At 56.9% G+C, this 15,251-nt stretch carries 18 protein-coding genes; 13 read left to right on the forward strand and 5 right to left on the reverse strand.

Translation table 11 applies throughout. The features are described 5' to 3' along the window. The first annotated feature begins 146 nt into the window (after positions 1 to 146). The 8 genes from Q31a_RS08440 to Q31a_RS08475 all read left to right on the forward strand — a co-directional run bounded on the left by Q31a_RS08440 (position 147) and on the right by Q31a_RS08475 (position 5,645). On the forward strand, positions 147 to 1,334 hold the full coding sequence (locus tag Q31a_RS08440) for a hypothetical protein (protein WP_145076560.1): 1,188 nt from the start codon (positions 147 to 149) through the stop codon (positions 1,332 to 1,334). A 226-nt stretch (positions 1,335 to 1,560) separates the two neighbouring features. Continuing rightward, on the forward strand, positions 1,561 to 1,788 hold the full coding sequence (locus Q31a_RS08445; RefSeq protein WP_145076562.1) for a carbon storage regulator: 228 nt from the start codon (positions 1,561 to 1,563) through the stop codon (positions 1,786 to 1,788). Positions 1,789 to 2,031: 243 nt separating this feature from the next. Continuing rightward, entirely contained in the window at positions 2,032 to 2,811 is a 780-nt protein-coding gene (locus Q31a_RS08450) for a 5'-3' exonuclease H3TH domain-containing protein (protein ID WP_145076564.1), read from the forward strand. 10 nt (positions 2,812 to 2,821) lie between these two features. After that, a complete protein-coding gene (locus Q31a_RS08455; RefSeq protein ID WP_145076566.1) occupies positions 2,822 to 3,124 on the forward strand; it encodes a hypothetical protein in 303 nt (100 codons plus the stop codon). Next, a complete protein-coding gene (locus Q31a_RS08460) occupies positions 3,106 to 3,462 on the forward strand; it encodes a hypothetical protein (RefSeq protein WP_145076567.1) in 357 nt (118 codons plus the stop codon). The genes Q31a_RS08455 and Q31a_RS08460 overlap by 19 nt, the downstream gene beginning before the upstream one ends. Positions 3,463 to 3,469: 7 nt before the next feature. Continuing rightward, the gene (locus tag Q31a_RS08465; RefSeq protein WP_145076569.1) at positions 3,470 to 4,195 is read left to right on the forward strand and encodes a sigma-70 family RNA polymerase sigma factor; all 726 of its coding nucleotides are present in this window, start codon (positions 3,470 to 3,472) and stop codon (positions 4,193 to 4,195) included. A gap of 26 nt (positions 4,196 to 4,221) precedes the next feature. Then, complete coding sequence (locus Q31a_RS08470) at positions 4,222 to 5,235, forward strand: hypothetical protein (RefSeq protein WP_145076571.1); 1,014 nt, start codon at positions 4,222 to 4,224, stop codon at positions 5,233 to 5,235. Beyond that, positions 5,232 to 5,645, forward strand: coding sequence for a hypothetical protein (locus tag Q31a_RS08475; protein ID WP_145076572.1), 414 nt, complete (start codon positions 5,232 to 5,234; stop codon positions 5,643 to 5,645). The genes Q31a_RS08470 and Q31a_RS08475 overlap by 4 nt, the downstream gene beginning before the upstream one ends. Before the next feature lie 126 nt (positions 5,646 to 5,771). On the opposite strand, the gene Q31a_RS08480 is transcribed toward Q31a_RS08475, so the two are convergent. From Q31a_RS08480 to Q31a_RS31095, 5 genes are all read right to left on the reverse strand, one after another. Beyond that, on the reverse strand, positions 5,772 to 7,403 hold the full coding sequence (locus Q31a_RS08480) for a P-loop ATPase, Sll1717 family (RefSeq protein WP_391575313.1): 1,632 nt from the start codon (positions 7,401 to 7,403) through the stop codon (positions 5,772 to 5,774). Positions 7,404 to 7,441: 38 nt separating this feature from the next. Further along, complete coding sequence (locus Q31a_RS08485) at positions 7,442 to 7,678, reverse strand: hypothetical protein (protein ID WP_145076576.1); 237 nt, start codon at positions 7,676 to 7,678, stop codon at positions 7,442 to 7,444. A 318-nt stretch (positions 7,679 to 7,996) separates the two neighbouring features. Then, a complete protein-coding gene (locus Q31a_RS08490) occupies positions 7,997 to 8,446 on the reverse strand; it encodes a hypothetical protein (protein ID WP_145076578.1) in 450 nt (149 codons plus the stop codon). Between the two features lies 1 nt (position 8,447). Beyond that, positions 8,448 to 10,907, reverse strand: a complete 2,460-nt coding sequence (locus Q31a_RS08495) for a BNR-4 repeat-containing protein (RefSeq protein ID WP_145076580.1) — start codon at positions 10,905 to 10,907, stop codon at positions 8,448 to 8,450. Between the two features lie 3 nt (positions 10,908 to 10,910). Further along, complete coding sequence (locus Q31a_RS31095; protein WP_145076582.1) at positions 10,911 to 11,933, reverse strand: glycine-rich domain-containing protein; 1,023 nt, start codon at positions 11,931 to 11,933, stop codon at positions 10,911 to 10,913. A 257-nt stretch (positions 11,934 to 12,190) separates the two neighbouring features. Between Q31a_RS31095 and Q31a_RS08505 the strand changes: the two genes are divergently transcribed. From Q31a_RS08505 to Q31a_RS08525, 5 genes are read left to right on the forward strand one after another with little or no spacing between them, the layout of a single operon-like run. Further along, positions 12,191 to 12,667: a hypothetical protein gene (locus Q31a_RS08505; RefSeq protein ID WP_145076584.1), complete on the forward strand. Its 477-nt coding sequence runs from the start codon at positions 12,191 to 12,193 to the stop codon at positions 12,665 to 12,667. Beyond that, positions 12,668 to 13,276: a hypothetical protein gene (locus tag Q31a_RS08510; protein ID WP_145076585.1), complete on the forward strand. Its 609-nt coding sequence runs from the start codon at positions 12,668 to 12,670 to the stop codon at positions 13,274 to 13,276. It abuts the gene before it with no gap. Positions 13,277 to 13,280: 4 nt separating this feature from the next. Then, entirely contained in the window at positions 13,281 to 14,132 is an 852-nt protein-coding gene (locus tag Q31a_RS08515) for a hypothetical protein (RefSeq protein ID WP_145076587.1), read from the forward strand. Positions 14,133 to 14,187: 55 nt separating this feature from the next. Next, entirely contained in the window at positions 14,188 to 14,898 is a 711-nt protein-coding gene (locus Q31a_RS08520; protein ID WP_145076589.1) for a hypothetical protein, read from the forward strand. A gap of 1 nt (position 14,899) precedes the next feature. Then, entirely contained in the window at positions 14,900 to 15,211 is a 312-nt protein-coding gene (locus Q31a_RS08525; protein WP_145076591.1) for a hypothetical protein, read from the forward strand. Positions 15,212 to 15,251: the final 40 nt, after the last annotated feature.

Consider the following 15,251-nt stretch of genomic DNA (forward strand, 5'->3'; position numbering starts at 1 on the left):
TACAGCAAACAACGCAAACGGGAATCGGCACCCAATGTTTGTGAGCGATTCACGGGACGTGAATCGATCGACGGACAACATCACTGCCAATACGCGAAGGACGAAAACGGAGTCGCGCGTTGAGGCCAACCACATGAGCCGCCCCAATGACTTCACCTGCGCAGATTATCGATCGCCCATTCTTACGTTTGTTCGATCCGGAAACAGAGACGCTTCCCGATGCCGATTGGACACTGCAACGAGTGTTCGATCAATTCCGCTGGCCCGAAATGCAGAAACTCAAAAGCGCCAGCGACGGACCGCGGTTCATGCGATTATGGGGCGAATTCGAGCAAGAACTAGCCCATGCGCAACGGTCCACCGGACCGTTGCGCATCAAAGACATCGGATCGCGGGAATTGAAAGCATTTCAATTGTGGCTTCAGGAGCTCGCACGTTACCCGTTACCCAAGGGAGCTTCCACGATCAACAAGGCGATGAAGGAAGTGGTTCGCGTCCTGGGAATTGCAGCCGACGAGGGGTTGGAGGTGCAACGCATTCGGCCACCCAAGGCGCTGCCGGTGCAGGCTCGCCCACGTTACTACTTCGACGATTCAGCAGTCAATCGTCTTTGGGCTGGTGCAGCCCAATGCGATTGGCCGCCGGCGCGGTTGAATCGGCCACGAGCAGGGAGTACGTTCGCTGGTTCGGGCGTCGCGCCGGTCGATTTTTGGCGGGCGTTGTTGGTGCTGCTTCGCACCTATGGGATGCGGGTGCAGGATCTCGCCGCGTATGGCACGGGAAAGAAGCCGCTGCTTTGGTCGGACGTGACTCTCGAAACACAGTCACCCAACCCCGAATCTCTGGAGACCTGGCCACTGGGCTGGATCTACTACAAAGCGAGCAAGACCGCCGATTCTTCGGGACGCGAATATTTCCTACCAATCACACCCTGCGCACGTGGTGCCATCGATCGCATGCGAGCCGGTGCATTTGCGATGCATGGTGGACGCGTTCCACGCGATGCTCAAGTGTTCCAATGCCCACGGTCGCACGGGTTGACCGAGCAGTTCAAGGCGTTGCAAAGGAGGACGGGAACAGTAACGCGATCGGGCGCTCCCTACGAGCTCGAAGACTTCCGCAAGACCGTGGCGACCTACTCCGGATTGATCGATACAGATCTACCCCATGCACTCTGCGGGTGGGGTGGTGGCGGGATCAAGAACAAGCACTACCAGCAGCCCGAGCCGCTGTTGGTCCGCAAACTGTCGCTCTGCCCGCTGCCCGAATGTTTCGGCGAGTGGGTCGATCCAAACCACGTTGCGTCAGTAGACGCGTTTCTGCGGTCAATCTAACCGCCGTCGCTGTGACAGACGCTTGGCATCGCAAGCTCTTACAGCTGACCAATACCACCTAGCACTCTCGATCCAAGAGTGCTTTCCAACTCCCAGCCGGGGGCAGGCTGCGCATTGAGTGAACGGCATTTTCATGGCTATGCCGTGGCGGGTTGAACTCCCGCCGCAGCCTCTGTTCGTATGTTTCTCAACAGTTTTTACACAACCACAAGCGAAGGAATGCGGCATGTTAGTGCTCAAACGAAAACCGGGCGAATCGGTCGAAATCGAAGGGGGCGTGCGGTTGATCATCAATCGCATCTCCGGTGGCAATGTTTCGATCGGAATCGAAGCGCCAGCAGAGGTCAAGATCCTGCGTAGCGAGCTGGCTAAGCATCCGGAGCTCGTGGCCACACCGAGTGCCCCAGTGCGTGACCATGTCACGCAGTTTGAACCGATGCGACGAGCGGCCTAGTGCCATGGCGTTGATCGAGGTCGAAGTAGCTTGTTACTCGCTCTTAGCCGGTGAAGATCCGGTCGAGTGCGAACGCTGCAGAAAACCGGCGAAGCATCTGTTTTGCTTGGACCGTCCGCATCCACAAATACGTTGGATGCGGGCGGCGTTCTGCGATGAGCACCGAAAAGAGTTCGAGGAATCGAGTAGCGAGGTTCGCTTTAGTTGATCGAGGCGATCACACAACGCAGGGAAGGGGCTGGGATGGAGATCTATGTGGATGGTTCGAACCTGATTCACAAGCTGTGGCACGTGTGCGAGAACGTCACCCAAGTAGCCAACGGAATGCAACGGCAGTTGAGCGCTATCGAACGGGAATACAAGCCCGACTTCCTGCGCGTGGCACTCGACGCACCGGGCGGGACCTGGCGGCATGAGCTAGTGCCCACCTACAAAGCCCAGCGAGGCAAGAAACCCGAGGGACTGCAGACCCTGCTGAACTCAGCCGAGCAACTGCTGGGCGATTGGTGCACCGCCAGCGTGGCTGGTCATGAAGCGGACGACATTATTGCAACCTGGTGCCATCGGGCAAACCTCAGCGGCACCCAAGCGGTAATTGTGTCCGCCGACAAGGATCTCTACCAGCTGCTGCGGAAGGACTTGCACGTGATCCTGCGGAGTTTCCGCACCAGCGTGGGCAAGGTGACGCAAGAGGATTGGTTCAACCATGACGCGTTCGCAACACGCTGGGCCATGGTGCCCGTCCAGTGGCCGCAGTACCGAGCCTTGGTCGGAGACAAATCGGACAACATGCCTGGAGTCAACTCGATCGGCGAACGGTACGCCATGACTTTGATGGGCCGCTATTTGACGATCGAGGATTGCGTGACTGCGATCCGTCGCTTCGAAACGACTGGAATGCCGCAGAAGCAAGAGCGTGCCCTGCTGGCTGCGTGGGACTCCGGAGAGGTCCAACGCAATATTCGGATCCACACGCTCGTGAAAAACGTTCCACTTCCCACCCCGGAAATCGCTACTACCTAGAAGGATTGCCATGGTACGCAAATATGTTCGCACCGCCCCATCCCCGGCGGAACAAGCCCAAGCACTTCGCATGGCCGATACGCCCAAGCGGTACCGATCGCGAGCGGCAAGCCTGCAGCGGCACTGCCCGTTCCCGAGCGACTACAACCGCACGGATGAACGCAGCTACGAACGCTACAGGCACCTCGCCCTGGATGCGTTGATGAAGTGGCATGGGGACAGTTTCGCCCACTGCAATGCTGTGGTGGATGAATGCATCGCGGCCCACGAACGGCTGATTGGAATGGGCAACCAATGCACAGCGAGCAGCTAGCCACGGCCACGCCCAGCGATGCAGAACAGTGCAGACGGCTGTGGGCTCGCATTGAATCAGAAGGGCACTTTCGCGTGATCGGCATTCAGCAACACACCGAATACTATCGTTGGGTTGTGCAGATCGCGGTGCCCTGGTGCAGATTTGCCCGCGCCGTGGCAAGCCCAGAACAATACGTGGAGTTCGTTCAAAAGCTCCAGGATCACCTGGCAACATCTGTCGCCGCCACCAAGATCGTTGTTAATCCAGTGGATACGGTAGCCGTTGCTGCTGCAGCCCCACTCGACGCCTCCCCCAGCTGTGACCTGGAAACCCGGCAGCTATCCCTATTTGACTGAACGCCCGATGGAACAGGAAGAGATGGACCTTTGGCAGCGGTACGCTGTCGCGCGCCGTGGCCGCTCGCCCAAGAAACTTCGAGAGTCGCTCGAGCTGCGGAATCAATTGGTTGAGCGGTACCAACATCTGGCCGAAGCTGCAGCTCGACGTGCCGCCCGCCGGATTCCGTTCGGCGTTGAATACGAAGAGCTATTGTCGCACGCCTACCTGGGCTTGATTGATGCAGTCACGAGGTTCGATCCCGACCGAGGAATCGGGCCCAATACTTACATGCCTACGCGGATCCATTTCTCGATCACCGATTCGCTGCGCAAGTTGGACACGGTGAGCCGTACGGTCCGTGCGAAGCTTAAGAAACGCAGGGCATTGTCAGAACAGTTGGGGCATGAGCCCACGGACGACGAGGTGCAAGAACATCTAGGGTTCGTTATCCCGGCTGTACAGATCAAGTCTCTGGAGGCCGAATCGGATTCCAGCTCGAAGGGCAGGGGCAGGGGGGACACCCTGCGCGACCATGTTGCCGATCGCCATACACCGCAGCAAGTAAGCGACTGCAGCGAGCTGCTCCGTGGACTCGACAAACGCGAGCGGTTGGTCGTGATGCTGTATTTCATGCATGGCTACCGCATGAAGGAAGTCGCCGAAACCATTGGATTGAGCGAATCGCGCGTCAGTCAAATGATGACGGCACTGCGACCGAGATTGAAGGAAAACGCTGCGCGAGCGGCATAGGTTGAAACTCAACGGCATGGAAGACAATGACACGAAACGAGAGAGGTAGGCAGGAACGCCCGCTAATCGATCTGGCCGAAGGTCGCGATCAAGACCTCCGGAGTGATCTATACCTAGCATTTAAACGCTGTGCGGGCTGGCGAAAGCCCAATAGCACCAATCTGCATGTGCGGGAGCTGCTGTTCTGGATCATGGCCCTGGACAGGGCAGGGCAAGGAGTGCAGAAGAGCTACGACGAGATCGCGGATCGCCTGGAGCTGGCCAGCGGGCGCTCGGCACGTCGTGTGATTGACCGAGCAGCTAAAGAGTTTCGATTGCTAGTGGTTACCGAATCACGGTATGAGCGAGGAGGACAGAACCCCAATCGATATTCGATCAACTGGCTGCGAGTGCGAGCACTTCGCGATGGTGTTGAGGATGGAAATCCATGGGCCGAGCAACGGACCGCTCAACAGCATCGCGAAGTTCCCGCCCCCCAGGAACCGGGTGACCGCAGAGGGCACCCGGGTGACCGTAGCGGACATGCGGGTGACCCCAGCGGTCACCCCTATAAGGAACATTCCAGAACCATTACCAGAAGTATTAATACACACCCACACTCTCCCCTAGCGCCAACTTCAACGGACGACTCCACGAGCGTTCGTCGGCCTCCACTCACGGAGGGGGAGGTGGTGAGTGTTTTTTTGAACCTTGGAGTTTTGAGGGCAGCGACACTCGTTGCCCAAGCTCTGGGGCGGGGCTGCGACACTCGCAGCCTGAAGGCCATTGCCCGTTGGTACGAACGCTCACAGCGTCGGCACCCAACGCGATGGCGAAAGCCGTCTAGCGTGCTCATGATTCGGCTCACAGCCGCATGGCCCACGGTACCGGCTTGGAAGTGCTGGACACCTGGCGAACCGCCTCGTCGACACTCGGCGATCGATCGCGACGACTTCCAGCAACGAAAAGTGCGTGCCAGGCAGGACGCGTTGTCCGGCCCGTCAATGTCCGAATTGCTTGCCATTGGCAGACAAAAACAACAGGAGAATCCCGACGAATGACAGCGGTGCAAGAAACGGCCAATTCCGATGCTGGCAAATGTTTTTGGCGACTGCAGACGGCGGTGATGGTGCGGGGATCAGCGGAATGGCTGACAACAGCCGAGCTGCTCAAACTGGCGGAATCATGCGAGGCGACGGCCCATGAGCAACGCACGCACGATTGGAATCGGCACTTTGCAATTCCCATGATTCGCGAGCTGGGGATCCAGCTCGCCAAAGCACGCCGTGATGAAATGCACGGAGCCCACTCGCGCATCGCCACAGTCACGCGAGCGCTACGCAAGCTGCAACGTAAAGCGCGTGCTAAAAGGGCACCCAGCTTCCGCACGCAAATCGCAGCCCTCGAAAGAGAGCTCGACGAGCTGCTCGACAACTGCGGACAAGCTACGATGTTTGACGAATTGGACTAGGACGTGTACCTCGGAAGTTTGCTGCTGCAAACTGCAAAGGGAACTAAAGATGACATCCAGAGTTGCGTAGATTCCAATACCGCCCTGCCGTTCAAGCCGGTGCACTCAAGTGTCGTCTCGACTTCTTTACGCAATATCTCGCGGTTCTTTGAGATTCAAAGCACGAATCAGACCATCGTGCACTTTGTAAGTATCGGATTCAATAAAACCCTGCGATGGGTAAAAACATCGGTATCGCCAAGCTGTTGAATCGCCGATTTTAAATCCAATTACAGAGTTGGCGAAGAGAAATCGTAAATCGTCAAGCATTCCAGCAGGCGTAAATTCGATCTCGAGCTTCGCAAGTTGGGCCTCCAAATCTGCGCGCGAAAACTGCGTGGAAGCATGATTCTGAATTGCGGAAAGCAACTGAATGATCGACGGCCGTTGCACCGACCACTCATCGAGGAGTTCTTGCTTCAACCACTCTGAATAGCCGGATTCCGCTTGGTATATCGCCTCGACTGCAATTTGGGAGAAAACGTTTGACGTATCTGCAAATGGGTCATTTACGCTGTCATGCATAGCATCTATCGTGCGACTTAGGAAGCAGATCATGTCTCGCGGTCTCATCATTGACCGCTTGAGAAGATAGTTAGGGGGTTTTGACCTTTGCCGCATTTCATTCTTATCAAATAAAGCTTCGAGATCATCAACAGGTGGCTGGCCATTCAACTCAGCAAAGTACGATAAGCGGCGGATAAGGAGTTTGAATAAGTCGTCTCGCCCCCACTTGAGTAGTGCGCCACAATCTTCCCGAAGTTTGTTTGAGTCGTTAAGTGGCAGGACGGAAAAAATGTCTTCGCGAAGGAATACGATAGGTCGCATGATTTCACTATATTTTGCCGTTAGTGAGTCAGCTGCTGAAACCAATCCTGACAGGACTCGCCTTGAAACTTCCAGTGAGACGTCATCCCACGCCTCATCAACACGGTCAAAACAAATGATAGTTCGGTATCTACAAGGAGTAGTTTGTGCGATCGCTTTCTCCATGTAGGAGATAATGTTTCCAATGTTTTGCGCTAAGCAAGTTCGAATGTCATTGTCGGATTCAACTTCGTCAAATGAAATCTCACCGCCGGAAACTTCCAAAGAATCAAAATTGCCTTCCTCAAGGTCAAGACCTGCCTTGGGCAACTTGACCTTCGAGAGCCCAAGTAATTTTCGTCCAATCAGTTGGTAAATCGACGGTAACGGATGGTCGAACAGCTTTTCCAAGAGCTTCTGCGCACTTGCGATTGGCGTTGGAACTGCAACGCCATCCTTTTTGCAGCGAGAGACGTGCGCCTTTATCACTTCAACCAAGATCACGAAACGCCATGATTGCTTGTAAGCCAGGGAATCAGCAGTTTCCGTATTTCGCAATAGCGAATGTACCTTCCAGTTATAGTCCTCAAACGACAACGACACGAGAATGTCGGTATCTCGGAGGTACTCGTGTGGATTCTCCTGCAGATACCGAAAGACTGCAGTCTTACCAGCCCCTTTTCGGCCGAGAACCAAGAACGAGGAATTGCTAGCCAAAACGGCACGGAGTACTCCGTTGTCATAAAAGTAGTTGACAAGATCGTCGTCTCGCTCTGCCGAAACCTTGCCGACGTTGATCCAGTCAAGAATATTCATGTAAGCTCGTTCCGTTTCAATTAACGACCGACAGCACCGGTAGGCGGGAATTAAGTTTGATTTAAGAGAACGCTGGCCACTACCACTCCGGTGCATAGTAGGGCCGAGTGTTTCATGTGGCTGACAACCGCAGCCTACGCCTTGGACCACTGGGAAATCATGTCGTGCAACGGCCCATCGGGCCGAAGATAGACATCCACATATTCTACGTTTTCGCTGTTCGCAAAGGCAACGGCGACCACACGAAACATGACCGCCTTACCGGGATCGTGTGGATCATCCAATTCTATATGGTCTCCTACACGCGGGATGATTGGTAGTTGAGACTCAACATTGTGGTTGTTTCCATCGCCGTAAAGCGGAATGAGCATGCATTTCTTCATAGTCGGCCCGCGCCCTTGTTTTGCTTAGAATCGGCTGTGTGCAGTTTCGTGGTGGTGGACAACTTCTTGTTCCGCTTGAGTGATCGCGTCATCGCTGGAATATAATTGGTCGTATTTGACACCGCCATGCCCGCACTATCAACAAAACCACGAACCAAATTAGTCAGTGGTTTCATCGCAGACAGCTTCGGGGATATCAGACCAATTTGGCTATTATCACGCGGCACCGCCTGCATGTCCAACGCAATCAGGCCAATGGTGGCATGAAATGCAAAAGTTGACAGCGAGTTAGATGCCCAATCCCTGCTATTCCGCCATCCGTCTGCCAGCACTGCGGACGAGGAACAGGGTAACCGTGTGCCTCAGATGCGTGCAGCCGTCAGTGGTGAGCTCGGTAAGGTCGAGTTGATATTCCCCCGGTCGCAGGTGTGCGATCGCACTGGCGTCGATGTGGAGCGTTGCAAGAGAATCGCTAGTTCGGACCAACGTGGCAGCCGCTGGATCCGGAGAGACCACCCCGACCACGCGCGACAGCCCTGCCACCGAATCGAGCTCCACGCAGGGCGTGGGACTGTTGACGCAGCGCCGCAGAGTGCACACCAGCGTCGACGTTTCCACAGTGGCCGCCGGGATCTCCAGATCGACATCCTTGGCGAGGACCTGTTCGAGTGGTTCGCCCGTCGATCGATTGTTGATCAAGATGGTCGTTTCACCCGCATCGTCATAGTATTCCCCGTACGATACTTCGTCCGCCATGTTAGCTCCCTGGTGGTTCTATGATTTCGTCCACGTATTGATCGCGTTGGTTTCGTCGTCGCACGGCAGCACCCGCCGCAACGGGTTCCTCCGCTCGAGGAACCTTCGTGATCTCTTCTGCTGCTGTCAAGGATTGACTGGCCGCTGCAGCCGCATTAGCTCCAGTAGTACTCCCATCGATGGCTGCCACGATGTCTGCAATCAAAGAGGCATTATCCAGCATCTCGGTGCCGATAGTCGCAAAGGTACTGGGAGAGGTAAATGCCCTGCTTAGCGTGTCAGTGTAGGCCTTGGGCAACGTTCGCTCGAAGATTCCAACCATGCTCAACGTGCCCTTTAGCGGATAGGTTGCCCCACTCGCCTTTTCCTGCCCGATGGCATGGTAGGGAGCCGCCGCGCTTGACATACTCGCACTAACGCTCTCCGCCGTTTTCTGCGTTTCACCGACGCGAATCTTCAACCGCTGTGCCGCATCGAAGCGATCATATTCGCCATACAGCAACACCGGCTCATTCTGCGGCACTGCAACATCCGAGGTGATCGACACCGCCCCCGAGCTGAGCACCGCGAAGAATTGAAAAAGCCCAGTGGCCGTGGTGATTCTCGTAATGATCCCGCCTTGGCCCAACGTATTATTGGAGAGAATCGACTGTTGTAGTGGGTTGCTCGAATGCGGTTGCCAATTGACGATCGCCACCATGGCCACCCGAAACGAATTCTCGACTGCGGGGCTTATCAGCATTTTGCTGCTTACGTCGGCGCCGACCGGCCCGAATTTAATTCCGCCGAACGTTTGGCTGTTGTCCTCCTGAGTGTTGAGAACGGTTAATGCCTTGCTGCCACCCGGTGCAAAATTCGTACGGTTGAATCGATTGTCGGCCAGCTGCAGCGATCCCACAAACAGATTGAGCGCTCCCATGCCTGCGGCCACCTCGTGGGGAGCCTGCAGTCGGTCCTCGTTTTCGTCGGTGTAGTAAACGCGCAGCACGCGATCGGTCACACCGTCCAGCTCTAATCGGACCAACAGCCCGCTGGCTGGTTGTGCCGGGTGTTGCAGCATCGCGAGCGTAAAGTCCTCGTAACCTTCGTACCGGCCGCAGCCCATCCAGAACAGATAGGGCGCGACTCCCGCAACGCGGCCGTGTGCGAAGTTGGGCCGAAAATTGTTAGTCAGGCTGCCTGAGGTGATCTCCTGCAGCTTTGCCCAGCTCGCGCCAGTACGCTGCCAAATTTCGATCTCACGAATGCCTGCCACTTCGCGTGCGACTGCAATCTTGGATGCATCCAGGGGATCGAAAACAGCAACCCCGGGATAGGAAACAGAGGGCGAATAGTACGAGACAATCGGTCCCCCCTCGTCCATCACTTTGACGCTAGACCATGTGCCAGCATCGGCATCGTAGCTCGCGTGGTACAGATCGTGGTTGCGTTCATCGTGTCCAGGGTAAACGTAGTACAGCGCATGGACGACTCCGTCTGCGTCTTGCGTGATGTCGCCCACCCATCGCGAATCGATGCCCTCATCCGTGGCGATAATGCTAGACGCTCCGTAGTGGGTGTGAACGATCGGCAAGGACAATGCCGTACCGTCCATCTGCTTCCATGCACCCCCTGTGTACTGCAGCGCGTAGATTGGCCGGTTGCCCGTCAAGTCGAGTGCCACACCTGCGGAGTCGTTGGCAATAAACGAGTTGACGTTGTTTTCCTTCTTGGTGCAGATAATCAGAAACTTGTCGATCCCGTTCGTCCAGAACCGCGGATAGCATTGGAACGTCCCATGGTCGATAAAGTTCACCTGGGATGACCATGTTTCACCATCGTCGTCCGAAGTCACGTAGTACCATTTGTCGGCTCCGTCATGCCTACCGAAAAGGTAGATTTTATCTTCGCCGCTCAGCCTCCAAAGTTGCGAGTACGACAGGACTCCCTGCGTGGTAGGTTCAATCGAGTACTCGGCGTCCCATTCACTGCCATCGTTGGGATTGGTCGACACGCGAAACTTGACGGTGTTTCCGTTATTGTGCTCGCAGTACGCGACCAAGTAGCGTCCATCGGATCGAATGCAAATGGACGGATTGTTGTGATCGTCCCCCTCCAGATCTGTCGTCGAGATGAGAATGTCTTGCTGGGTGTCGGTGTCATGATCATAGACCGATACATGCCTGGCTCCCTGCTGGTTTACCCAACCGGTGAGCGTCTTGCGGCCGACGGGATCGTAGATCGACACCGGCTGTGTGAACCACGTCCACCCACCGTTGGATCCGCACACGTGCTTGTTCGGAATCAAGCACGCGGGCACGGGCGTCACGCCGTCTTGCTCAGTCACATAGACATTGCGACCAGTAGGAAAAACTCCCGCCTGGATTTGGGCGTCCCGACTCAGGTCAATTGGGAAAACCCCGGAGCACTTGCCTGCCTGCTTGGAAGCAGGAATGGTGATCGTTTTGTATCGCTTGGTCATTGCCTATTCCGGATATCTAATGATTACAATTCCACTGCCACCACCTGCACCGCTAGCGAACGATCCAGCACCACCGCCACCGCCGCCGGTGTTTTCAACTCCAACGGACCTGGTTATCGTCCCTCCACCTTGGCCGCCACCACCGAGGCCCCCAGCCCCGCCGGGACTTCCACTCTGAGCAGCTCCACCGCCACCACCGGCATAGTAGGTTGGCGTTCCGCTGATCGACGACTGAAGACCAACACCGCCCGCAGCCCCATCGACCGCAGCAGCCCCTGCAGATCCAGCACCGCCACCACCGCCCGCTACGTTGGGCGTAGTGATCTGACCGGATCCACCGTCGTTTCCCTGCCCGACAGTTCCTTCACCCGGTGTACCAATAGGGGAAGCACCCCAAGTGCCTCCGCCGCCACTTCCCCCGAGGTTGCCAGCTCCGTTGTTGCCACCCACGGACGTACCGTACTGGCCCCCACCGCCGCCACCGATGGCCGTGACAATACCAGCGATTGCCGAATTGGCCCCATTCCCTGGAGGCACTCCTGTGTTACCAGCGTTACCACCCGCACCGACCGTGACTGCAATGCTGCCAGCGGCCACAGTTGTCGAGCCCGCCAACAGCCCTCCAGCACCGCCACCACCGGCGGCTACACCCGATTGCCGTCCGCCTCCACCACCGCCACCGGCGACGACTAGATACTCGATCTCGCCACCGCCGGTGACGACGAAAGAACCGCTCGATGTGAACGTGTGAATTTTGTAACCGCCGGAGGTTGTGACCGTTCCCCCGGTCGCGGACACCTTGGGGGAGCTGACATTGCCGAGCAAGGAGGGTTTGAGTTCATTCCCGAGCAGCAGCCCTGGACGTAGGGAGCCACTCGGTTGAATCAGCGATGGCTTAACTTCGCTCGCACTGCCAGGTGTGCCGCCGGTGTAGTCGGGCGTAACGAGTGACGGTTTGAGGTTGCCCGAACCGTCGGTTAGACCGGGTTTGAGACGATTCGGATCAAGGTCGCTGTAGTCGGGCATCTGGACAAACTTCGGGTGTTTGTGGGTATCTTGCGTATTTACTAACGAGTGCTGTATACCAGAGTAGGGCGAGGATGCGACAGATTGCACGGATGCGATTCAACTCGCTACTGCAATTGTGAAGGATTCACATTGCACCCCGAGCCCTTTTCGAAACGCCAAGGCGACGGACAAGACTGTTCGGCAAGTTCTCCTTAGTTGCAGACGCAAGGATGCGTCCGCCTTGGCTCCTTCAATTGCCACGCATGGATGCCGCAATGGTCAAACGTTCTGCCGACACCGCTGCCAATTTATCAACGATTCTTTGGGCCGCATTGGGTTTTCTGGCTAAGAAACGCACCGACAAATCGCTACTGCCCGTTGAGACTCCGACGAAGATCGACGTCACCATCGAGGGCAAGATCGGACGCAAGCAGATTTGCGAGCGGGTTATCGGATATCTGAATCTCGGAACCGATGGCCAACGGTCGGCCACCAGCGCGGCCGATCCGGTGCGTGTGACCGCCCTGCTGCTCGCTCAAGTCCCGACGGAGAAACGAGCGGAGGTCATTGCCGGAATCATTGCGGTGAAAGAAAGCACATCACAATTACCTTCGGTGCATGAGACCTATATCGAACAAGCCGATCAATTCCTGAAACGTCTAAGATCGAGCACGATGGCCACGGTCAAAGGTTCAGTCACGTTCGCCTTGAACAAGCCCAAGCCCAAGCCAGCTGCTAAAGCGAGTAAGTGAATGCGATTCCCAGCGCGAGCGTTGTTGGCCTTGATCCTGGTTGTCTCGATTGGATGCGATGTCGATCGAGTTCCCGAGATGGTGGCCTACCCAGCGCCTCCACCGGAAATCCCGGTCGCCAATCTTCCAGCCAGTCTGCGGCAAACGAACTGGGAGCATTCCGGCAACGGCCAAGGATCCTGCGTACACGCGAGCTCGTGCAGTCACTTCCGCTGGCAGGGCAAGCAGTCGCTCGCAGCGGCCTGGCGTCGAGAGTACGCCGGTGGCGAAACGGCCTATTCGATTCTCACTAAATGGCGAGCCGAACAAATCCCGTTTGTGTTCACCGAGAACGGCGAACCGAGCGTCCTGGAGTGGGCGAGTGACACGCGCCGTGGTGCCATCATCTGGTACTACCCGCAGCACTGCGTCACCTTCTGCGGATTCTCCGAAATGAACGGTGTCGAATACGCGTTCATTCTCGACAACAACCGCACTGGTCAATTTCTGGCGATTGAAAAACATGCTTTCCTCCGAGCTTGGCGAAGCTACGGTGGTTTCGCCGCCATCGCCGTGTTCACACCTACCGGACCATTGCCATGGCCCGCCTACATTCCCAAAGGAACCTGAGTCCATGAACGGTTATCCGAAACAGCACAACGTGATCCATCTCAGCATCGGAGCTGCCACGGCGGTCGCACTGTGTGCGATCATCGTCGGTGGCTCCATCATCGCATCGGCCTACCAACCGGCGACGAGCGAAGACTCGCGACCTGGCGTACTGCCTCGCTTGGGAGTGACCGGCCTGGCTGGATCCAACGATTCGATGGAAGCGGCCTATGGTCCAGTGAACAAAGGGGCTCTCAACGAAGCCAAGCAGGGTTTGTTCGATCGCGTGCGAGCTCGCAGAACCTCCCGGATGAACAGTTGCTGCGTTCCGCAGTCGCAGGCAATCCAGTACGTGGCGACTCGCTACGTGATTACGGGGCCCGGTTACTCGAGTAACCCGGTACCGCTCCCCTCGGGACTAACTCAGCCCGTTTACCGGCAGCCGCTCAACGCGCCCAATTGTCCAACCTGCCCACTGGAAATTGCTCCCAGTCGATCGCCGTCGGACATTCGAGGCGAGTCGATCGAGGACACCTATGGTCCACTCAACAAAGCGGCCCTAGGCGAGCGGAAGCAAAGCACGGTCACCAGCCTGCTAAGCGATCCGGGAGACGTGGGCGAGCTGCCCAGCAGTCTGGGACCACGGGTGGATCAAACGACGACACTCGATCGACAACCGCTGTATCAGCCCACCGAGGCGGAACAGCCCTACCTGTCGACAGAATTGCCGAATCCAACCAACGCCGACGGCACGATGCGACTTGTCGCCGAAGCGGGGATCTTGCCACCACTAGAACGATTGCCGATTGTTGCCTCTGGCATCCCAGACAGTCCGCCGGTACCGGCGACAGCACTGCGGATCGTGCCCAGTAAATAACGGTCCCTGCGGCGATCGTGGATCGTGCAACTTCCCCCATCACAGGATTCGCCGTATGCGTCCCCCATTCAATTGCAAAACCGTATTCGTCCGAATCGTGGCATTGTTGCTGATGTCGCTGCAGTGTGGCCTTGTCGTGGCTCAGAACGTGCCTGCCGACCCAGCGGATGCTGCGCGTCCGTATTTGTCCATCTTCACGCATCCCGACTACGCGGCCCGCCCCCAAGAGGCGGCCCTAGTGCGAGCAGTGCAGGGTGGCGAGCTGCTGCGGTTCGCCCAGTCGAGCCACTTCAAACATTACACCTCGTCCGATCCGATCTACCGCGACCGGTTCGCCACGATGTTCCCGACCAGCACTTTCCCAATCGTGTGCGTCCAGCGAAGCGACGGGGCGTATTGGTACAAGGCGAGCGGGAACCGGGTGCCGACCGATGGCCGTCAGTTGCTCGACGAGATCAAGTACTACGTGGCTCTCGATCCGCAGCTCAATCCGCCGAGCGGTACCGCCGAGTCTGGTCTCAAAACGCAGATCGGATACGAGTACGAGCAATGCGGTCCAGACGGTTGTCCTCCTCGGCCCGATACCTGGCTGCCCAACGTCAATCCGCAGCTGCCCGATTCGTCCGATTTCCTGCAAATTAAAACGCCCGTGCGCGATTCCATGGCGAGTGGTGTATCGACGCTGTTCGCAGTACTCGCCTGCGGATTTCTGTTGTTCGTCTTGGTAGTCAGTGCCATTGTCCTCTTTCTTGTTAGGCCCAAATAACATGACGTCCCTAATAGTTGGTGGGTCTGCACTCGCCTTTGGTTTTCTGTTACTAGTCGGCGTGGCCGTCATCGCGATCCGCTCGTTCGTTGTGAGATCAAGGTCGGCCGGAGTCAATCCGTTCGATGGGCTCGACGCACGGGAGATCGAAGCCATGCGGCGTATCTTTCAAGAAATGCGACAAGCCGAAATCGAGGTCGGACTGCGGAACAAATTGCTGCAAGCGGCTGGCCCCACGGTCGATGTCGCTGCGACTGCTCAGCCAGCACCTCCGGCAGCCGCCACCGTGGCTCCCGTCAAACCGACCGCCTAATCGGAATCGATCGGTTGGACAATTGTTGCGATGCGGATCC

The sequence above is a fragment of the Aureliella helgolandensis genome (assembly GCF_007752135.1).
Taxonomy (GTDB): domain Bacteria; phylum Planctomycetota; class Planctomycetia; order Pirellulales; family Pirellulaceae; genus Aureliella; species Aureliella helgolandensis.